Genomic DNA, 19,900 nt, shown 5'->3' with positions numbered 1-19,900 from the left:
AGGCTGAGCCGTCAGATTTACAGTCTGATCCCTTTGGCCACTCGGGAACCCCTCCTCAATTGCGGTCGCCATAGTAGTCAGAAACCTTTTGTATGTAAAGTGTAAAGTTGAATAAATTACTAAAGTTTATGACTGTTTGGTCGATAAAATAGCATCGAGCAGTAGTTGTGATGTTTTTATATGCAAATTGAGTCAACATTAGTCAATGAATTACAAATAGGGAACCGATTAAACGTCGCGATTGAACATAATCGTCGCGGTGAATTTGGCTTGCTATTGGCTATGCTGTCTGTAGATGCTCGTGATATGGCACAGTTTCAATTAGAAACTGACACTGATAACACGCAAATGTTACGCAACAAATTTTCTGTACCGCAACCGCAGTTATTAGTTGATGATATTTCTGTCCATCCAGACACTTTTGATCACGCGATGATATTTCAGCAACAAGGTGCCAGACAGTTTCAACTGCAACAAGCATTAACACCTGAAGCTCTGGTCATCAGAGGGTCGCAATCTGATGCTATGGTCGAAGTATTAAGTAACTGTGATTACCTCACTAAAAATAAAGCGATCAATGCTTACCAGCAACATACTCCCATAGAAGACATGCATTTTTTAGATCAACTCAGCACGCAGCGTAAGATATCAAACACGTTAGCACTTCAGCTAGCATAAGCCTGTAATGCGGTGATCTTGTTTAGATTAAGTGAATACTTTTAGGATTTGTGAGCATGGCAAATAAATGGCTGCTTGATCTACGTTATATTGATAAGTGACCGTTAAATTAACTAGTGGGTGAAGTCATGATTAAACAAATTAAACAGCAGCAAGGCCTTGTAAGCGATAGTTGTACCGAATGCGGAAGTTACGTCGATATTGGTGCCGTAGTTGAGGCAGAAGATACATTATTAGTGCTTAGTTTTGCTGGTGATGATGCATTGTCACAAGCTCAAGCGATGCAGGAAATTGCTCAGCAACGTTTTGCTGATACAAAAGCTGTCATTATTGATGCCGATAATACCATTGAACTCAAGCTTGATTTCGCTTTTAGTGTAGAGAAAATGATTTTTCAACTTGAAAATCAACTGTAGATCTTTCTGCAGTGTAATGAAAAGAAATATTGGTTATATGTTTGTTGTTAAAGATTTTTATTCGAGTATCCCTCGCGTAATATTAATCCTAGTAAAGCGTAACAATGTATTACCAAAGGATTGCTGTTTTTAAGTATCGCGTGTAATCTGCGTTACTTAACTAAAGACATAGTAGCTTTTGCTAATGTAACTTTATGATGCCTTTAACGCGAGTTTTACTCTCTAAGTATTGCTATAACATGTTGACTCACACTCAGAATACCAGAACCAATAATGATAAGTATTTTGAGTTACAAACGTTATAGATTTAGGAAATGAAACCATTTTTTTCGGGATGTAAATGAGTCGAAGAGAACACCAGCACTTATTGGAATTAATTGTAAATTCCAGTGCAAAACAACAAGGTGATTTCACCAAAACCGCAGAGCTGGTTTGTCAATTGCTGCGGGATTATTTTAAAGCATCATTTGTGTCTGTTTGGTCATTACGACATAAAAACAATGATGCCTTGCTGGTTGATGAACGCCTTATTTCTGAGCATGCATTGGTTGCAAGTGATGTGGACCAGACGCTGGTGTATACCTCCCATTTGAAACAAATGACCATTGATCCACAGTACATCAACGAACTACGTTGTCATCGCTACATATTATCTACTGACAATGCTCATATTAACCTCGTCGACACTTTTTCTGATTACTACCAACACCACAATATTGTTACCAGTATTGATATTGCCATCCGAATTAATGGCCATATCGAGGGCGTATTATCGGTGGAAAGTTGCCAACAGACTCAATGGGGTAAATTAGACATTCAGCTTGCAATCCAATGTGCAGATCAGCTGGCGTTAGCCTTGTCTACACGTTATACCTATGACAGTAATGAACAAATTCATTTGTTACGCAATGCCACAGAGCAATCAGAACATGTTGTTATGCTGGTCAATATCGATAGTCGTATTATTGAGTACGTGAATAGTGCTCATCAAAAAATGACTGGATTGCTTCGCAATAACGTTGAACATCATAGCGTTTCTAATCTCGATATTTTTAGAAACGCTCCTAAACTACTTGATCATATCATCGAAAAATTACGCGCTAGTGAAGTTGTGGAAGGCGAACTTAAGCTGACACGCACCGATGGCAGTGAATATTGGCTAAAGTATCATATTAAGCCGTTTGTCACCGAACAAGGTAAACATTATGCGCTAGTTTCCAGTTATGATAATTCCGCAGCATTTTTACATAAAGTGGCATTAGAACGTTTAGCTTGGCATTGTGCGTTAACCGGTTTGCACAATCGTAGTCATTTTACCCCCATACTTGATCGCGCTGCTGATGGCATATTAATCCTCATTGATTTATTGGGCTTCAAGCGTTTTAACGATACTCATGGCCATGAAGATGGCGATGCTTTACTGATTGAGGTAGCACGACGATTAAAACATTTTGCAACGTCTGCCAATGCGATTGATGTCGCAAGGATCGGTAGCGATGAGTTTGCTGTGTTATTGCCTCCAGTGACTTCTGAAATCGAAGTCGAAGCCATTATTAGCCGTTTGTATATGAATTTGGCGGCGCCATCAATGATCTCCAGAGCCAAAATACAACCTAACCCCGCTATTGCCGTGGTAGACATCAAGTCTGTTGTGGGCTTATTTACTCCGTTATCCTGTGCGGATATTACTTTGCAATATGCCAAGAAGAAAAACGATAATAATTACCAATTTTTTAATGAAGCGTTACTTGAAACATTTACCACTAAAGCGGAAATAGAGCGAGATTTGCAGCATGCGATTCGCGGCCGTGAGTTTGAGCTGTACTATCAACCTTTGATGGATCTCCAGCATCATCAATACATTGGTGCTGAAGCATTAATTCGCTGGAATCATCCTAAAAAAGGGGTGCTGTATCCAGGCACGTTTATTGAAATAGCAGAACAAACCGGGATGATTAATCAAATTGGTGAATGGGTATTAGAGGCGGCCTGTAAGCAATTAAATTTATGGCAACATAAAAACGTTAACATTACCATGCATGTCAACGTGTCAGCGCGACAATTTTTTAGTGGCAATTTGTATGAACTCGTATGGCTATTAATCACCCGCTATCGAATTAAGCCCAATACATTGATCCTTGAAATCACTGAGACTGAACTCATGGGTGACATTCGCTATGCGATTAATTTATGTCATGAGTTGGCAGAATTAGGTGTTGGCTTAGCGATTGATGATTTTGGTACTGGTTACAGTTCGATGAAATACCTTAAACAGTTTCCTATTTCCAAATTAAAAATAGATCGCTCATTCATTATGGATATATCTTCCAGCCGCGAAAGTCGTGAGATTGTCAGTGCCATCATCGCTATGGCGAAAGCACTGAACATTTCATTAACCGCTGAAGGGGTGGAAACGACAGAGCAAGAAGCCTTTTTAACCCTAAGCGGTTGTCATCAAGCCCAAGGATTTTTGTATAGCCCTGCAATACGGGTGAATGATTTTGGTTTATTCATTAATAACCACCAGTCTGCGACTACAGTTAACATGCAACCTGAATCATTTATCGCTTAGTTTTGAGATTTTGTTAGTGTTTATCTTTCATGTGACATTAAGACATTCTCTAGTTCAGAAACACATGTAAGGTAAGTTGGATAGCGTCTTTTTACTTATACACTAGGGCGGTTCCAAGCGATGTTTGAACTAAAGCGGTGAACGATTTGCATGAATTAAAAAAGGAAGTCATGCATCTAACTTCCTGTTATTTAACTGAGTCGTTAAGCCTTAAAGTCTAAATTTTTCAATTTCTGCTTTCATCGTTTCGGCTAACTTAGCTAATTCATTACTGGCGGCACTGCTTTGTTCCGCTCCGGCAGCGGTTTGATTGGAAATATCACTGATACTCGTAATGTTGCGGTTTATCTCTTCTGTCACCGAACTTTGTTCTTCCGCTGCAGTGGCAATTTGTGAATTCATGGCATTAATTTGATCAACACTGTCAGTTATTTCAGCTAATGCATCACCCGCTTTTTGTGCTTCCGTTGCCGTTTGTTGTGCATTTTCAGCCCCTTGCACTAAACGTTGAGTCGCATCTCGGCTAGCTTTTTGTAAGTTTTGAATCGTTTTCTGTATTTCTTGGGTAGACTGTTGTGTACGACTGGCCAAGGTTCTAACTTCATCTGCTACCACAGCGAATCCTCGACCCTGCTCACCAGCACGAGCCGCTTCTATGGCCGCATTTAATGCTAATAAATTCGTCTGTTCAGAGATGGCTTGGATCACGTCGACAACACTGCCAATATCTTCAGCATGTTGTGCCACTGATTTCATTGCTGAGACTGACTCTTGCATTTCAATCGATAAGCGTTCAATTCTGGCAATACTCTCTTTAACCACCTGTTGCCCTTTAGACGCAGCATTATCTGTATGTTCAGAGGCTTGAGCAGCCGAACTGGCACTCTGGGCCACATCATGTACCGTTGCGGAAAACTGATGGATAGCGCTAGCAATACTCTGAGTTTGTTGTTGCTGTTCGAGAATATTTAGTTTTGTTTGCGCCGCAACTGCCGAGTTTTCTTCTGATGCGCTTGCCAACAAGAATGTAGATTGGTGCATTGATTTAACGATACTTTGAAAACTATAAACAATCTGATTTACGTAAGTAGCTATGTGGGTAAATTCATCGTTCCCCGTCAAATGGATCCGTTGGGTCAAATCACCCAAGGAAATTTTATTCGCGCTATCTTCTAAATGCTGTGATGCTAATTTGATGCGTTTAATAATCACTAAGGATAAAAAGGTGATAATTATCATACTCAACAGCACTGCTATGATTACCTTTATCCGGAACGCACTAATATTCTTCTCTGATTGTTCAAAATTAGCTTTTGCTTCAGCAATTTGTATATCCAGAAAGCCTTGGGCCTCTGCAGAGACTAATTTGAAAACAGGATTAATATCCTTTAATAGAATCATATTTGCTTGTCTGAATTTGCCCGCATTTAATTCTACCAATGCCCGATTAAAACCGTTATCTGTGATGACATCAAGTTGATGAACCAATCTGTTAACTTGGGCTCTTTCATCGGTATTTAAATTGGAGCTTAGAATTTCATTATCAATAATATCATGGAGTATTTTCAACGATTGATTAATATCATTAATGTGTATGTCAGTTGGGTGATCATGGAGTTTGGCAAATTCTGATGAGGGATCATGCTGCAAGGATAACAACAAGGCACTTCTTGCATTGCCTAACTCATCTAATACTTTGCCGGCTCGAATGGTATGTTGCATGCCCTGCGAGTATAGGTCATCAATTGAGTTTGTGGCTTGTTGCATACCTGATATACCTTGATATGCTAAAAATAATAGTGCGCCTAAAGTGATTAACATGCTCAACGTCAAGCGAGCACTAACTGATTGCAGTTTTTCAGTAAACTTGGATGGTTTAGCTTGGCTTGAATCTTGGCTAGGCTGTTGGCCAGATAATGATGTCATAAAATATCCTTTATTTTCGACACAACCTAGTGTGCTCAATATAAATAAGATAAATAAAATGAATATTACACATTAATTAAATTTATATATGAGAGGTGGTTAACATATTGTTAACAAAATCAGATCGACGTTGCTTGACCGATAATCAATTAGACTTTTTAAACTGAGTTGATGACGAAAAGACAAGCGTGATCAGATAAGATTTATTGAGTATGAAGGCGAGGTCATTTCTGCCATATTGGTTACATCTTGAACAAATAGATCAGGTTATTGATCAGCTAAAAAGTGCATCTATGCACTTTTAGCTGATGATATGGCACAGTGATAATTAAGCGGCATTATTGGTTTTGCTGTTTTAACTCATGAGCTTGGCACAGCACTGTTTAAACTTTTTGCCGCTATGGCAAATACAAGCATCATTTCGACCGGGTAAACGATTGTGCATTTGTGTTCCACTAGTATAAAGCCAATGGCCATCTTGTTGGATAAACGATGAACGCTCATATATCGCATCGATCTTTTTATCTTCGATAAACCATGCTTTAAAAATCACTTCACCTTTTTCAGCGCATCGTGTCGAAGAAAGCACTTCTAATCCCAACCACTGCGTTTTAAATTGTGCCAGCTGCTTCTCGGTTAATCCCTGTAAATGATCCGCATGATGAGTCACAATTAAATAATGAAATTGCTTTAACACAAAGGCGCTATAACGAGAGCGCATTAATCGCTCTGGTGTGTCAGCCACAGCCTGATTCAGATGAAATGGCTGACAACATTGAGCATAGTCGACGGCGCTGCCACAAGGGCAATACGTGCTGTTAGTGTCTATTAAATCATTATGGTTCATTGAGTTTATTCTTTTGCAGCGGTAATAAATTGGCGACCGTAATAAAGATTGGGAACGGGTTTGGCATCATAGTAAAAATGGGGCGCAGCATGGGTGTTCGAATCAACACTAATTTTCCATTGCTGTTTGTTATCTTTACTAAAAACAGTCACAAATTTACCAGCAAATTCACTGACAGGTTCTCCTGAATCTTTTCCTGGATGAAAACGCACTAAATAATAACCCACATCAGTTGCGCTATTGGGCTCGTTGTGTCGTACCAGTACTCTGAAGTCGACTTCAAGTTTGGCATTTTTTCGTTTAATTTTGTTAAAAAATTGGCTGTACAGGCTAAGAATATTTTCTTTACCGCTAATGATACCTCGGTCTTGTGTTTCAGAGATATATACAGCATCGTCGGTATATATTTGTTCTATCGCGGCAAGATCTAATTGTTCAAATGCCTGCGTCAATTTTGTAAAATTAGCATTCAACGTTTTATGGGGTATAGATTCTGTTGCATAAACGTTCATGGTGCTTAGGCACACACTAACGGTTAGCAATATCAATAACCTGAGCGTATTCATTAAGGACAATATTCTTTTCAAGGAATGGTTCTCTTTTTTATCTAGTGTAAATCAATAATGGCAAGCGATACCGTAACGATAACTATAAATTAATCATCCACTTTGCTAAAGCATAGAATCTTTACAAAGTATGTTGGAGGTGGCACATGTCGTTAAGTGATGACGAATTATTTTTACAAGAAATGGCCGATGTTAGTCCTCTTAAGCAAGAACATCAGTCGCATACAGACCCAAGATGGCTTAATCCGTTAAGTGTAACAGATGCTCAATTGGCAAAGCGAGCAGCAGCGGAACAACATGAGTTGTTACAGTTATTGCCTACCGATCCTTATTTATTTACAGCGGTTGAGCCCGATGATGTAGTGAGCTATAAAATGGATGGGATTCAAGATGAAGTATTTACCCAACTGCGCCTTGGTAAATACCGATTCAATACCGTGTTGGATTTACATCAATATAGGCTCCCGCAGGCCCGTGAAAGTTTACTTAGTTGCGTGCTAGGTGCTTATGAACGCGGTGAACGTAATATTTTGGTTATTCATGGCAAGGGTTATAAAAGTAAACCTTATTCAGGGTTAATGAAATCAGCGGTATGCCATTGGCTAAGATTTATTGAACCCGTTACCGCGTATCATTCGGCCACAAAAGAATGTGGTGGAGTAGGTGCGGTATTTATCATGCTAAAAAAATCACCGCAAAAAAGAATTGAAAATAGTGAACTGAATAGAAAGGGTCGTGGTTTTAGGTAGGTTTTATCGGGTGTATGTTGCATCGAAAAAGCCAGTCATATTATAAAAGCAAAAAATAATCCCAAAAATTTAACTGCCGATGTTGTTTGGTTGAAAAAATTTGATGGCAAATAACTTTTTTAACTAAGCACTAATTAGCGCTAACATTTGTATTTTGACGATATTTTTTATTCATACTCTTAGTCGCTCAAGTCAGCATTACCAGTTTCGCTGTTGGCTTGCTTCGTGCGTTTTGCATACCTAGTGATATTTGTAGTGGAGCAAAGCCATATCGTTAAGCTTTTGCAGTCATGTTATCTCACCTGTCACCACTGAATGCTTCAGGCCAAGGTTAACAGGCAGCCATTTTGAACACATACTTGTGTTTGCCTCAAGCGTCTTTATTTCTATAAATACTAACGTAATGAATGGGCTAGAGTATTGGCAATATCACACTAGGTTTGTATAACGGCAATGTAAAACTAAGCGTTACATAGGCTCTGCGTTGGCATTAATCTCTCCTGCACACTGCTCCGTTGGTTCTTTAACACCTCGATGCTTTTCTTCTAGATCCCAGCAATCTTGGTTTTATTTCTACGGTTTAGTGGTATCGGTGAATACTTGTCTGTGCAATAGAGCTATCAATAAACTCACAGGCCTAAGGCAATGTCATTTCTAATCGTTTTCATCATAAGCCAATGTCTTTGACGTAGTGGGCAGCGTTTAGAGTAAGCCCATTATCTGTCAGTACATAGTGGTATTAGAAAGTGCAATAATGGCTTGATTAACACTGTCTATGGTGGCGTTTTTTAAAAGTAAATCCATTTGTGTAATTACAGTGACCGAATTCTCATGTCATAAAGGCGCAGGATCAATTTGAGACGGTCGTTTTAAAGGCAAGTGTATCTAGTGTGTGTCCTTTCTAACTGTTGATATCTGCCAACCACAAAATAGCAAACTTTGTATAATAGTTAACAATTTGGCAGGTTTATTGCTGTTTGTGATGTTGATGTTGTTAAAGAAAGCTAACAATTTCGATTGACATCTGTTCGCTCAATGATTAATTTAAACGGGTGTTTAAATTAACTTGGGTCTTGGAATGGCAAGTCGTACTGATACAAAAACAAGAATACTCGACGCAGCTGAAAAGTTGTTTGCTGAAAGAGGTTTTTCTGAAACGTCGTTGCGACTGATCACCAGTAAAGCTGAAGTCAATTTGGCATCGGTCAATTACCATTTCGGTTCGAAAAAAGAATTAATTCGCGCAGTACTCGCAAGATACTTAGATGTATTTATGCCAAGCGCTGCGATAGAAATTAAACGCATACATCATGCGCCTGAAGATGCGTCACTAAATGAAATTTTTTCTGCTTTAATTAAGCCATTACTCGAGCTTAACAAAGTGCGCAATGGCGGCACGATTATTTTCTTGCAGCTGTTGGGTCGTGGTTACATTGAAAGCCAAGGGCATTTACGTTGGTTTATCACCACGCATTATGGCGAACACTTAGCGACTTTTGTGCAAGCCGTATCGGCCAGTGCACCGCATATTCCCGCAGCTGAAATGTTTTGGCGTTTGCATTTCACCCTCGGGACGATAGTATTTACCATGGCTTCTGCAGATGCGTTAAATGAAATTGCCGCCGCTGAGTATGGTGAACATAACAACATTGAAGCGATTCTTCGTAAAGTCATCCCCTACATGGCAGCAGGTGTTGCTGTTCCTGTGTTAACAAACTAAGAAGGTATAAAATGAGTATCGTCATATTGCTAGTTGTAGCGATCATTGTCCTCTTTGGCGTACGTAATATCAGGATGCAATTTATTACGCGTCCAGTATTTTCGTTCTTCAAAAAAGTGTTACCTCCTTTGTCGAGTACCGAGAAGGAAGCAATGGAAGCGGGTGATGTTTGGTGGGAAGGTGAGTTATTCCGTGGTAAGCCAAACTGGAACACCTTACACGGTTACGGTAAGCCAACGTTAAGTGCTGAAGAGCAGGACTTTATAAATAATCAAGTTCAAACCGCATTAACCATGATCGACGATTTTGATATTGTTCATAATCGCAAAGATTTACCGCCAGAGTTGTGGCAGTACTTTAAAGAGCAAGGTTTTTTTGCGTTAATTATTCCTAAAAAATTCGGTGGTCGTGAGTTTTCTGCTTATGCAAACTCAACCATAGTAGCAAAAATTGCTACGCGCAGTGTCAGTGCGGCGGTTACCGTTATGGTGCCTAATTCTTTAGGCCCTGGTGAGTTACTGACGCATTATGGTACTAAAGAACAAAAAGAACGTTGGTTACCTTCACTGGCTGTGGGTAAAGATATTCCATGTTTCGCATTAACAGGCCCAGAAGCGGGCAGTGATGCTGGTGCTATTCCTGATGTCGGTATTGTGTGTCGCCGTGAGTTTGAAGGCGAAGAAACATTGGGCTTAAGTTTAACCTGGAACAAGCGTTACATTACTTTGGCTCCTGTCGCGACGGTTTTGGGATTGGCCTTTCAAATGCGCGATCCTGACGGATTGTTAGGTGATGTTAAAAATATAGGGATCACCTGTGCGCTTATCCCAACAGATCATCAAGGTGTTGAAATCGGTCGTCGTCATAACCCATTAATGATGGCGTTTATGAACGGGACAACCAGTGGTGAAGATGTATTCATTCCATTGGATTGGATTATTGGTGGACCACAGTTTGCCGGCAAAGGTTGGCGTATGCTGGTTGAATGTTTGTCTGCTGGGCGTGGTATCTCATTACCTGCACTCGCTACGGCATCTGGCCATGTGGCGACTAAAACGACCACTGCTTATAGTTATGTTCGTCAACAGTTCGGTATGCCAATCGGACATTTTGAAGGCGTACAAGAAGCTACAGCGCGAATTATCGCTAATACTTACCAACTTGAAGCTGCTCGTCGTTTAACTACTCAAGGTATCGACTTAAAAGTGAAACCTTCTGTGGTGACCGCGATTGCTAAATACCACATGACCGAGTTAGGCCGTGATGTATTAGAGGACGCGATGGATGTTCAGTCTGGTAAAGGTATCCAATTAGGACCTAAAAACTACCTAGGTCATGCGTATATCGCCACACCTATTTCAATTACGGTAGAAGGTGCAAATATCCTGACTCGTTCATTGATGATTTTTGGTCAAGGAGCAACGCGCTGTCATCCATATGTTTTGGCGGAAATGGAAGCCGCAGCAATGGAAGATGAGACATCAGCTTTAGATCGTTTCGATTCATTGTTACTGGGTCATATTGGTTATGCCATTGGCAATGCATTACGCTCATTTGGTTATGCATTAACCGGAAGTCGTTTAGGCAGTGCACCAGTGAGTGGTCCGACTCAACAATATTATCGTGATATGACGCGGATCTCTTCATCGCTTGCGATAATGACTGATTTATCGATGTTGATTATGGGTGGCGATCTTAAACGTAAAGAAATGATTTCTGCGCGAATGGGTGATGTATTAAGCCAGTTATACCTAGCATCTGCGACATTGAAATTGTTTGAAGATAATGGCCGTCAGCAAGATGATTTACCTGCTGTACATTATGTGATGACAGAGCGTTTACATCTAGCGGCAAAAGCACTCAATGATGCTATTCGTAACTTCCCGAGCAAAATCGCTGCGGTATTGCTACGAGTATTGATATTCCCATTAGGAAATCATTTCAATGCACCAAGTGATAAATATGCGGTTGATTTAGTTACTGGTATGCTCAAACCTGGACCTGCTCGTGACCGTATTACCTTCCTATGCAGTGATGTTGAAGGTGATGAAAGTGGTATCGCTGAAGTAGAGCAGGCTTTCTTGGCAAAATATGCTGCGAAAGATTTGTATAAGAAGCTAAAGAAAGCGCAACGTAGTGGTCATTTAAAATCTAAGCTGCCAATGCTTGAGTTATTTGAGCAAGCACTAGAAAAAGACATTATCACCAAAGCGGAACATAAACAGCTTGTTGAGGCAGATGTATTGCGTTTAGCGGCTATAAATGTTGATGATTTTGATAAGATTTAATCAGAATTAATAAAACCCTTTAATGGTTTTATAAAACCTTTGTGTAAATAGCCCTGACTCTGTCGGGGGCTTTTTTTACTATGGCAAACTAAATTAACAAGTTATCGGTCTGAGAAGGGAAATATCAAAGTGCATAAAGCAGAATATCTTAAAATACACCCATAAAAAAGCCAATCCGGAGATTGGCTTTAAAGTGTCGAGTCTACTGCAATATACCTGCTATTGAGTATGCCTCATGACATGCAATATCAATTAAGCAACGATCAATACTTTGCAAGTGTTAGTGCCACCAATGGTTTCCATCGCGTCACCTTTAGTCATCAGGACCATATCACCACTGACCAAATAACCTCTGCTAACCATACAGTTTAATGCTTCTTTAGCAAGCTCATCTGCAGGATATGCTGTTGAGTCAAACTCAATTGGCTGTACACCACGGTACATTGCCATGCTGGCCAATGTCTTTTGATGACGAGATAAAGCAAAAATTGGTAAACCAGAGCTGATACGTGACATTAATTTTGCTGTCGCGCCAGATTCAGTTAACGAAATAATGGCTTTAACGCCAGGCAAGTGGTTAGCCGCATACATGGTTGAAAGCGCGATAGTTTCTTCAACTGAAGAGAAACGCTGATCCATACGGTGCTTAGACACATTAACACTTGGATGTAATTCTGCACCTAAACAAACGTTCGCCATTGCCATAACCGTTTCTTCAGGGAAGTCACCAGCAGCGGTTTCCGCTGACAGCATTACCGCATCGGTTCCGTCTAACACAGCATTCGCCACGTCCATGACTTCAGCTCGTGTTGGCATCGGGCTTGAAATCATCGATTCCATCATTTGTGTAGCAGTGATCACGGCTTTGTTTAGTTGGCGAGAACGCTCAATTAAGCGTTTTTGCACAGCAACAAGTGCAGCATCACCAATTTCAACACCTAAATCACCACGAGCAACCATGACAACATCTGAAGCGCGGATAACATCATCCATTGCTTCGTCAGTTTCAACCGCTTCAGCACGTTCAACCTTAGCAACGATTAATGCGTAGCTACCGGCTTCTTGTGCAAGCTTACGTGCTAAGTCTAAATCAGCACCTGTACGAGGGAATGACACAGCAAGGAAATCAACATTGATCAATGCAGCCGTTTTAATGTCTGCCATGTCTTTTTCGGTAAGGGCAGGAGCGGTTAAGCCGCCACCTTTTTTGTTGATGCCTTTGTTGTTCGATAACGGGCCAGCAACAGTAACAGTAGTAAAGACTTTATGGCCTTCAACACGGTCAACTTTCAGCTGCACACGACCATCATCAAGCATTAAGATATCGCCAATGACAACATCATCAGGCAGTTGCTTATAATCAATACCCACTTGATCCTGATCGCCTTCGCCTTTAGCTAAGTCAGCATCGAGGATAAAGTTATCACCCAAGTTAAGTTTGATTTTTTTGTTATCTTTAAAGGTAGAAATGCGAATTTTAGGACCTTGTAAGTCTCCTAAAATAGCGACATGTTTACCCAATTCTTTAGCAATTCTACGAGTATCCGTAGCACGCTTTAGATGATCTTCTGGTGAACCGTGTGAGAAGTTAAGTCTAACGACGTTAGCGCCTGCTGCGATAATTTTTCGTAAATTGTCATCGCGGTCAGTTGCTGGCCCAAGTGTTGTAACGATTTTAGTTCTGCGGAACATGAGATACTCCGTTAATGATAAGAAAGATTTTGTGTTAAATAGAATTCGGTTATTAAAGTGCTCTTGTGATCTTGGCACTAAAATGATGTCACTATATTAACAGACATTCTCAGTAAATGTAGTAAAGTTACCAACAAAAAGATCGTTTTTAATGTGTAATTTATGTGACAGTTTCGCGGTTTTTACAATAAAAAAGGCCAAACAGAATAAAGTGTTTGGCCTAGTGAACAATAATTGATGGCTATTTATGAGCATTTACACGATCAAATAGAACTTAATTGTGTAATTATTTACCAGTTCTTTGGTAATCTTGGTGCAAAAGTCAGTTTAAAAGGTGGTTATTGTTGTTAAATCGAGCATAAAAATCACGGCTGTACATGAGTGTTAATTTAACAACCCATCAATTTAGATAGTCATATCCTTGTTTACCCGAGATTCTTTCAATACTTCTTTTACGCGTTTTAAATTATCACGGAAACGCGGACCACGGCGTAAGGTAAACCCTGTCGCGAGTACATCTATGGTAACCAATTGCGCTAAGCGTGATGCCATAGGTAAGTACATGTCAGTGTCTTCTGGTACTTCCATAGTGACAGGCAATGTACATTCAAAAGACAGTGGCGAGTTACGTGCCGTAATGCCGATGACTGCAGCGCCGTTTTCTCGAGCAATACGCGCTATTTCAATCAGTGATTTAGTTCGGCCAGTATGCGAAATTAATACCACTACATCGCCTTCATTACAGTTAATGCAGCTCATTCGTTGCATTAATACATCATCAAAACAAATCACTGGCACGTTGAAACGAAAGAACTTGTTTTGCGCATCATGGGCCACAGAAGCAGAGGCACCAAGGCCAAAAAACGAAATAGTCTTGGCTTGAGTGAGAATATCAACCGCTTTATTAATTGCCGAAGTGTCTAAACTCTGACGAGCCGTATCCAGCGATGCCATTGAAGATTCGAAGATTTTTGTTGTGTATGACTCTGGAGTGTCATCTTCTTCAACGTGTCGACTAACATAAGGTGTGCCGTTAGCAAGACTTTGAGCTAAATGTAACTTAAAATCAGGGAATCCCTTAGTGTCTAATCGACGACAAAATCGATTGACCGTAGGTTCACTAACATCGGCCATCTTTGCTAAGGTGGCAATACTTGAATGTATCGCTGTTTGCGGTGAGGCTAATATGACTTCGGCAACTTTACGTTCAGATTTACTAAATTGGGTAAGGCTTTTTTGAACCTTTTCAAGGGTATTCATAAGCAAGCATCCGCTAGAAAGTAGCTAAAAAGTAGGTAATGTAATTTTATATCATAACTTACAGGAATTACGTGAATTAAGTTATTTATTTACCGTTGATTATCAACTGTAGTTATTTTTCACGACATCGATCACGATTAAATGATTTGTAAGCCTTGGTGTTGGTGGAAAATCATAGCAGATAATAGATACTTGTGACTAGGTTAACAACAATACAAAAATTGCAAATTAAAGATGCAATATTCAAATTCTGTTGTTATATTACAACAAAAGTGTGCTTTTATTCATCTACCGAATTCGAACATGACACACACATATAATTAGGAGAGCTTTCAGCAATGGGCAAATCAATTGGAGCTAAGGCTTGCGACTTCGTACTTTTCGGTACTAAAGGCGATTTAGCTAGGCGTAAATTATTACCTTCTCTATATCAGTTAGATAAAGCAGGATTGCTTGATAAAGAAACCAAGGTAATCGGAGTAGCAAAAGACGCATTCACTCAAGAAGAGTTTGTTGCCCTAGTTACTAAAGCATTAAATACATTTGTTAAAGACGAACTTTGCCCCACCACGTTAGCGCGCTTCCTGAGTCGTTGTCATTATATCGGTACTAATTTTACAGATCCTGAAGGTTATAGTGCCTTCCACGATTTACTTGAACCAAGTAAACGCGTCATGGTGAATTATTTCGCAACTCCTCCTTCTATTTTTGGTGCTATCTGCCGTTGTTTACACGAGCAAGACCTTATTCAATCTGATACCCGTGTTGTGCTCGAAAAGCCAATCGGTACTGATTTAGAATCATCGCATGTGATTAATGACCAGGTTGCCGAGTTCTTTAACGAGAATCAGGTTTACCGAATCGATCATTATCTTGGTAAAGAAACCGTTCAAAATCTCATTGCCCTGCGTTTTGCTAACTCTTTATTCTCTTCTAAATGGGATAACCGCACCATAGATCATGTCCAGATCACGGTTGCTGAAGAAGTGGGTATTGAAGGTCGTTGGGGTTACTTTGACGGTGCGGGTCAAATGCGCGACATGATCCAAAACCACTTATTACAAGTGCTGACCTTGGTTGCCATGGATCCTCCCGTCAATTTAGATGCTGACAGTATTCGTGACGAGAAAGTGAAAGTGCTTAAGTCACTGCGGCCAATTAACCAAGACAATGTGTATGAAAATACCGTTCGTGGTCAATACAGTGCTGGTTTCTTAAAAGGTTCACCTGTTCCTGGCTATCTTGAAGAAGAGGATGCCAACACTCAATCCCACACAGAGACCTTTGTTGCTATCCGTGTTGATATTGATAACTGGCGTTGGGCTGGAGTGCCATTCTATTTACGCAGCGGTAAGCGTATGCCCTTTAAGAGTAGCGAAATTGTGGTGTACTTTAAAAATCCACCTCATAACTTGTATCGTGCAAGTTACCGCAATCTGCCACCGAACAAGCTAACCATTCGTTTACAACCTCATGAAGGGGTTGAAATTCAGATGATGAACAAGGTTCCAGGGCTTGAGCAAAAGCAGCGTCTACAAACGACTAAGCTCGATTTAAGCTTCAGTGATACCTTTAAAAACGAACGTATTGCAGATGCGTATGAACGTTTGTTGTTAGAAGCCATGCTCGGAAACCAAGCACTATTCGTTCGTCGTGATGAAGTTGAGCAAGCCTGGAAATGGGTTGATGGCATCATTCAGTCATGGGAACAAAGTGGTGAAAAGCCTAAATCTTATCCTGCTGGCACATGGGGACCTGTGGCATCGGTCGCATTAATAACCAAAGATGGCCGTTCTTGGGACGAGTAGGGAGCTGACATGATTAAAGATACTGTATTTAAATCCTTCGACAATCCAGCTGATTTAGAAGCCAAACTAGCTGAGAAAATTGCCCAGCAACTACAAAATGCTGTGGATACTCGAGGCAAAGCCAGTTTAGTGGTTTCTGGCGGTTCCACACCATTGAAATTATTTGATTTACTTAGCCATAAAGTAGTCGATTGGGCTGACGTTTATGTCACTTTGGCTGATGAACGCTGGGTTAACGCTGATGAAAAAGATTCAAACGAAAGGTTGGTTCGCCAGCATTTACTGCAGAATCGAGCTTCGAGTGCCAAATTTCGCGGCTTAAAAAATATGTTTGCAACCCCTGAAGCGGGTTGTGATATGACCAGCGAGTCGTTAGCTAATTTCCCGCGTCCCTTTGATGTGGTGATATTAGGCATGGGCACTGATGGGCATACATGCTCTTGGTTTCCTTGCAGTGCTGAACTCGATAATGCATTAACTACCAAAGATTTATGCGTTGCAGTCAATCCGACAACTGCTCCTCATGCACGTATTAGTTTGTCTAAAGATGCCATTTTAAATAGCCGTCAGATTTATTTGCATCTCGTCGGAGAACCAAAGCTAACTGTTTATCATCAGGCTCTTGAGAATGATGATGTTACCCAAATGCCCATTAGAGCCGTATTAGCGCAGCGTAAAACGCCCGTTGATGTGTTCTATAGCGCGTAAGGAGTTTTACCATGCACTCAGTAGTACAAGCCGTCACCGATAGAATTATTGCACGCAGTAAACAGTCTCGTTCAACGTATTTAACGGCCTTAAATGATGCCAAAGCAAAAGGTGTTCATCGTAGCGCCCTAAGTTGTGGCAATTTGGCTCATGGATTCGCGGCCTGTCAGCCAGCGGACAAAGACTCTTTACGTCAACTAACGAAAGCCAATATTGGTATTGTCACCGCTTTTAATGACATGTTATCAGCACACCAACCTTACGAAACCTACCCAAATATGCTTAAACAAGCGTGTATGGATGTCGGCAGTGTTGCACAGGTTGCTGCAGGTGTACCTGCTATGTGTGATGGTGTGACTCAGGGTCAACCAGGCATGGAGTTAAGTTTACTGAGCCGTGAAGTTATTGCTATGTCTACCGCGATCGGCTTATCGCATAATATGTTTGATGGTGCGCTACTACTGGGTATTTGTGACAAAATTGTACCGGGACTATTAATCGGTGCCTTAAGTTTCGGCCATTTACCTATGCTATTTGTGCCTGCTGGTCCAATGAAGTCTGGTATTCCGAATAAAGAAAAAGCCCGTATTCGTCAGCAATTTGCTCAAGGTCAGGTTGATCGCGCGGCGCTACTTGAAGCAGAAGCTAAGTCATATCATAGTGCTGGTACTTGTACCTTCTACGGTACGGCTAACTCTAACCAGCTAATGCTTGAAATAATGGGCTTACAGCTACCAGGCTCATCGTTTGTTAATCCTGACGATCCATTACGCGATGAATTAAGCAAAATGGCCGCGAAACAAGTGTGCCGTTTAACATCTATGGGCACACAATATACACCAATAGGTGAAATCGTTTCTGAGAAATCAGTAGTTAACGGAATTGTGGGAATTCTTGCGACAGGTGGTTCAACGAACCTGACTATGCACATAGTGGCAGCTGCTCGCGCCGCAGGCATAATTGTAAACTGGGACGACTTTTCTGACTTATCTGATGCCGTGCCTCTGTTAGCGCGCGTGTATCCTAATGGTCATGCTGATATTAACCACTTCCACGCCGCAGGTGGTATGGCGTTATTAATCAAAGAGCTACTCGATGGTGGTCTATTGCATGAAGATGTGAATACTGTCGCCGGTCAGGGCCTACGTCGTTACACCCAAGAACCTCGCTTACTTGATGGTCAACTTAAATGGGTTGATGGCGTGACAGAAAGCTTAGACAAAGAAGTGTTAACGCATCTTGATACCCCATTCCAACAGAACGGTGGCTTGAAATTACTCAAAGGTAATCTTGGCCGCGCAGTGATTAAAGTGTCTGCAGTACCCGATAAAAATCGTGTGGTAGAAGGACCTGCGATTGTCATTGATGATCAAAACAAGCTTGATGCGCTATTCCAGGCCGGTGAGCTTGATCGAGACTGTGTTGTTGTCGTCAGAGGCCAAGGCCCTAAAGCTAACGGTATGCCAGAGCTGCACAAGCTCACACCATATCTTGGCACTCTTCAAGACAAAGGTTTTAAAGTTGCATTAGTGACCGACGGCCGTATGTCTGGTGCCTCAGGTAAAGTTCCTGCAGCAATTCATTTAACTCCAGAAGCGCTTGACGGTGGTTTGATAGCCAAAGTTGAAAATGGCGATCTGATCCGGGTTGATGCTTCAACAGGTGAGTTAACCCTGTTTGTTGATGAGAAAACACTGGCAAGCAGAACAGCAGGCGTGGTCGATTTACACCATTCAAGTTATGGCATGGGCCGTGAATTATTTGGTGCATTACGCAGTAGCTTAAGCAGCCCTGAAACAGGTGCCCGCAGTACACATGCTCTTGATGAATTATATTAAAAATAAAGGAAGTCGGTATTATGATTGAGCCTAATAACTGGTTACTCCAGCCACAAGATGTATTTAAACGCAGCCCGATTGTTCCTGTGATGGTGATTAATAAAATAGAGCATGCAGTGCCTTTGGCTAGAGCCTTAGTTGCTGGCGGTATTAGCGTACTTGAAGTAACACTTCGAACACCTTGTGCGCTTGAAGCCATTGCTAAAATAGCTAAAGAAGTGCCAGAAGCTCTAGTGGGTGCGGGAACTATTTTAAATCAGACCCAATTACAACAAGCAATTGATGCTGGTTCACAATTTATTATCACTCCAGGTGCAACAGTTGATTTGCTAAAAGCTGCTAAAAAAGGCACGGTGCCATTAATTCCTGGTATCGTTAGTATTTCAGAAGTTATGGTGGGAATGGAGTTGGGTTATACTCATTTCAAATTCTTCCCTGCTGAAGCTTCTGGTGGCATTAATGCACTTAAATCTTTCTCTGGTCCACTGTCGGGTATTCGTTTTTGTCCAACAGGTGGCATTAGCCCTGCGACGTATAAAGACTACCTTGCACTGTCGAATGTAGATTGCATTGGCGGTAGCTGGATTGCCCCGACAGATGCAGTTGAAAATGAAGATTGGGATCGCATTACCCAACTGTGTAAAGATGCTTTAGCAGCGCTTTAATCTTTACCAATGAGTTTACCGTTGAAAAACCAGCTTATGCTGGTTTTTTTATGTCTTAAATTTGGCAGGGGTTAGTTTGTAGGTGATATAGACGAGTTGAACGACTAAAAATTGTTAATTGTAAGTAACTTGTAATAACATAGCGCTACTTAAAAATGGGCGGAACA

Annotated in this window: 15 protein-coding genes; 10 read left to right on the top strand and 5 right to left on the bottom strand. The window is 40.9% G+C overall.

What is annotated here, in order from left to right:
- Positions 1-180: 180 nt before the first annotated feature.
- The 3 genes from ACED29_RS15360 to ACED29_RS15350 all read left to right on the top strand — a co-directional run bounded on the left by ACED29_RS15360 (position 181) and on the right by ACED29_RS15350 (position 3,666).
- Positions 181-678, top strand: a complete 498-nt coding sequence (locus ACED29_RS15360; protein ID WP_371698022.1) for a VC2046/SO_2500 family protein — start codon at positions 181-183, stop codon at positions 676-678.
- A 128-nt stretch (positions 679-806) separates the two neighbouring features.
- Positions 807-1,094, top strand: coding sequence for a DUF406 family protein (locus ACED29_RS15355; protein ID WP_124014987.1), 288 nt, complete (start codon positions 807-809; stop codon positions 1,092-1,094).
- 340 nt (positions 1,095-1,434) lie between these two features.
- Entirely contained in the window at positions 1,435-3,666 is a 2,232-nt protein-coding gene (locus ACED29_RS15350) for a putative bifunctional diguanylate cyclase/phosphodiesterase (protein ID WP_371698021.1), read from the top strand.
- Positions 3,667-3,876: 210 nt separating this feature from the next.
- On the opposite strand, the gene ACED29_RS15345 is transcribed toward ACED29_RS15350, so the two are convergent.
- The 3 genes from ACED29_RS15345 to ACED29_RS15335 form a co-directional block, all read right to left on the bottom strand.
- Positions 3,877-5,592: a methyl-accepting chemotaxis protein gene (locus tag ACED29_RS15345; RefSeq protein ID WP_371698020.1), complete on the bottom strand. Its 1,716-nt coding sequence runs from the start codon at positions 5,590-5,592 to the stop codon at positions 3,877-3,879.
- 355 nt (positions 5,593-5,947) lie between these two features.
- Positions 5,948-6,439 carry a YchJ family protein gene (locus tag ACED29_RS15340; RefSeq protein WP_371698019.1) on the bottom strand — a complete coding sequence of 164 codons (492 nt, stop codon included), beginning with the start codon at positions 6,437-6,439 and terminating at the stop codon, positions 5,948-5,950.
- A 5-nt stretch (positions 6,440-6,444) separates the two neighbouring features.
- Positions 6,445-7,005: a DUF4440 domain-containing protein gene (locus ACED29_RS15335; RefSeq protein ID WP_182697239.1), complete on the bottom strand. Its 561-nt coding sequence runs from the start codon at positions 7,003-7,005 to the stop codon at positions 6,445-6,447.
- Between the two features lie 146 nt (positions 7,006-7,151).
- Here ACED29_RS15335 and smrA point away from each other — a divergent pair, with 146 nt between their 5' ends.
- The 3 genes from smrA (at position 7,152) to ACED29_RS15320 (ending at position 11,762) form a co-directional block, all read left to right on the top strand.
- Positions 7,152-7,754 carry a DNA endonuclease SmrA gene (gene smrA / locus ACED29_RS15330; protein ID WP_124014982.1) on the top strand — a complete coding sequence of 201 codons (603 nt, stop codon included), beginning with the start codon at positions 7,152-7,154 and terminating at the stop codon, positions 7,752-7,754.
- Between the two features lie 1,078 nt (positions 7,755-8,832).
- Positions 8,833-9,474 carry a TetR/AcrR family transcriptional regulator gene (locus ACED29_RS15325; RefSeq protein ID WP_124014981.1) on the top strand — a complete coding sequence of 214 codons (642 nt, stop codon included), beginning with the start codon at positions 8,833-8,835 and terminating at the stop codon, positions 9,472-9,474.
- An 11-nt stretch (positions 9,475-9,485) separates the two neighbouring features.
- Positions 9,486-11,762, top strand: coding sequence for an acyl-CoA dehydrogenase (locus tag ACED29_RS15320; RefSeq protein ID WP_371698018.1), 2,277 nt, complete (start codon positions 9,486-9,488; stop codon positions 11,760-11,762).
- Positions 11,763-12,014: 252 nt separating this feature from the next.
- Here the strand turns inward: ACED29_RS15320 and pyk are convergent, their stop codons facing one another.
- A complete protein-coding gene (gene pyk / locus ACED29_RS15315; protein ID WP_124014979.1) occupies positions 12,015-13,454 on the bottom strand; it encodes a pyruvate kinase in 1,440 nt (479 codons plus the stop codon).
- Between the two features lie 405 nt (positions 13,455-13,859).
- Positions 13,860-14,714 (bottom strand): MurR/RpiR family transcriptional regulator, encoded by an 855-nt coding sequence (locus tag ACED29_RS15310; RefSeq protein ID WP_124014978.1) that lies wholly within the window; start codon positions 14,712-14,714, stop codon positions 13,860-13,862.
- 338 nt (positions 14,715-15,052) lie between these two features.
- Here ACED29_RS15310 and zwf point away from each other — a divergent pair, with 338 nt between their 5' ends.
- The 4 genes from zwf to ACED29_RS15290 are packed head-to-tail and all read left to right on the top strand — an operon-like array spanning position 15,053 to position 19,733.
- Positions 15,053-16,522 (top strand): glucose-6-phosphate dehydrogenase, encoded by a 1,470-nt coding sequence (gene zwf / locus ACED29_RS15305; RefSeq protein WP_273057298.1) that lies wholly within the window; start codon positions 15,053-15,055, stop codon positions 16,520-16,522.
- A 9-nt stretch (positions 16,523-16,531) separates the two neighbouring features.
- Complete coding sequence (gene pgl / locus ACED29_RS15300) at positions 16,532-17,230, top strand: 6-phosphogluconolactonase (protein ID WP_182697243.1); 699 nt, start codon at positions 16,532-16,534, stop codon at positions 17,228-17,230.
- 11 nt (positions 17,231-17,241) lie between these two features.
- Complete coding sequence (edd, locus tag ACED29_RS15295; protein ID WP_182697244.1) at positions 17,242-19,068, top strand: phosphogluconate dehydratase; 1,827 nt, start codon at positions 17,242-17,244, stop codon at positions 19,066-19,068.
- Between the two features lie 20 nt (positions 19,069-19,088).
- On the top strand, positions 19,089-19,733 hold the full coding sequence (locus ACED29_RS15290; protein WP_124014974.1) for a bifunctional 4-hydroxy-2-oxoglutarate aldolase/2-dehydro-3-deoxy-phosphogluconate aldolase: 645 nt from the start codon (positions 19,089-19,091) through the stop codon (positions 19,731-19,733).
- Positions 19,734-19,900: the final 167 nt, after the last annotated feature.

The organism is Shewanella sp. 5S214 (assembly GCF_041439795.1).
Lineage (GTDB): Bacteria > Pseudomonadota > Gammaproteobacteria > Enterobacterales > Shewanellaceae > Shewanella > Shewanella vesiculosa.
Note: the sequence above shows the minus strand (reverse complement) of the source record. Positions and strands in the feature narration are given on the sequence as shown.

Coding starts and splice junctions, on each gene's coding strand:
- ACED29_RS15325 (WP_124014981.1), top strand. CDS start 8,833: ATGGCAAGTCGTACTGATACAAAAACAAGAATACTCGACGCAGCTGAA.
- ACED29_RS15335 (WP_182697239.1), bottom strand. CDS start 7,005: ATGAATACGCTCAGGTTATTGATATTGCTAACCGTTAGTGTGTGCCTA.
- zwf (WP_273057298.1), top strand. CDS start 15,053: ATGGGCAAATCAATTGGAGCTAAGGCTTGCGACTTCGTACTTTTCGGT.
- ACED29_RS15360 (WP_371698022.1), top strand. CDS start 181: ATGCAAATTGAGTCAACATTAGTCAATGAATTACAAATAGGGAACCGA.
- ACED29_RS15350 (WP_371698021.1), top strand. CDS start 1,435: ATGAGTCGAAGAGAACACCAGCACTTATTGGAATTAATTGTAAATTCC.
- ACED29_RS15320 (WP_371698018.1), top strand. CDS start 9,486: ATGAGTATCGTCATATTGCTAGTTGTAGCGATCATTGTCCTCTTTGGC.
- ACED29_RS15355 (WP_124014987.1), top strand. CDS start 807: ATGATTAAACAAATTAAACAGCAGCAAGGCCTTGTAAGCGATAGTTGT.
- ACED29_RS15290 (WP_124014974.1), top strand. CDS start 19,089: ATGATTGAGCCTAATAACTGGTTACTCCAGCCACAAGATGTATTTAAA.
- smrA (WP_124014982.1), top strand. CDS start 7,152: ATGTCGTTAAGTGATGACGAATTATTTTTACAAGAAATGGCCGATGTT.
- edd (WP_182697244.1), top strand. CDS start 17,242: ATGCACTCAGTAGTACAAGCCGTCACCGATAGAATTATTGCACGCAGT.
- pyk (WP_124014979.1), bottom strand. CDS start 13,454: ATGTTCCGCAGAACTAAAATCGTTACAACACTTGGGCCAGCAACTGAC.
- pgl (WP_182697243.1), top strand. CDS start 16,532: ATGATTAAAGATACTGTATTTAAATCCTTCGACAATCCAGCTGATTTA.
- ACED29_RS15310 (WP_124014978.1), bottom strand. CDS start 14,714: ATGAATACCCTTGAAAAGGTTCAAAAAAGCCTTACCCAATTTAGTAAA.
- ACED29_RS15340 (WP_371698019.1), bottom strand. CDS start 6,439: ATGAACCATAATGATTTAATAGACACTAACAGCACGTATTGCCCTTGT.
- ACED29_RS15345 (WP_371698020.1), bottom strand. CDS start 5,592: ATGACATCATTATCTGGCCAACAGCCTAGCCAAGATTCAAGCCAAGCT.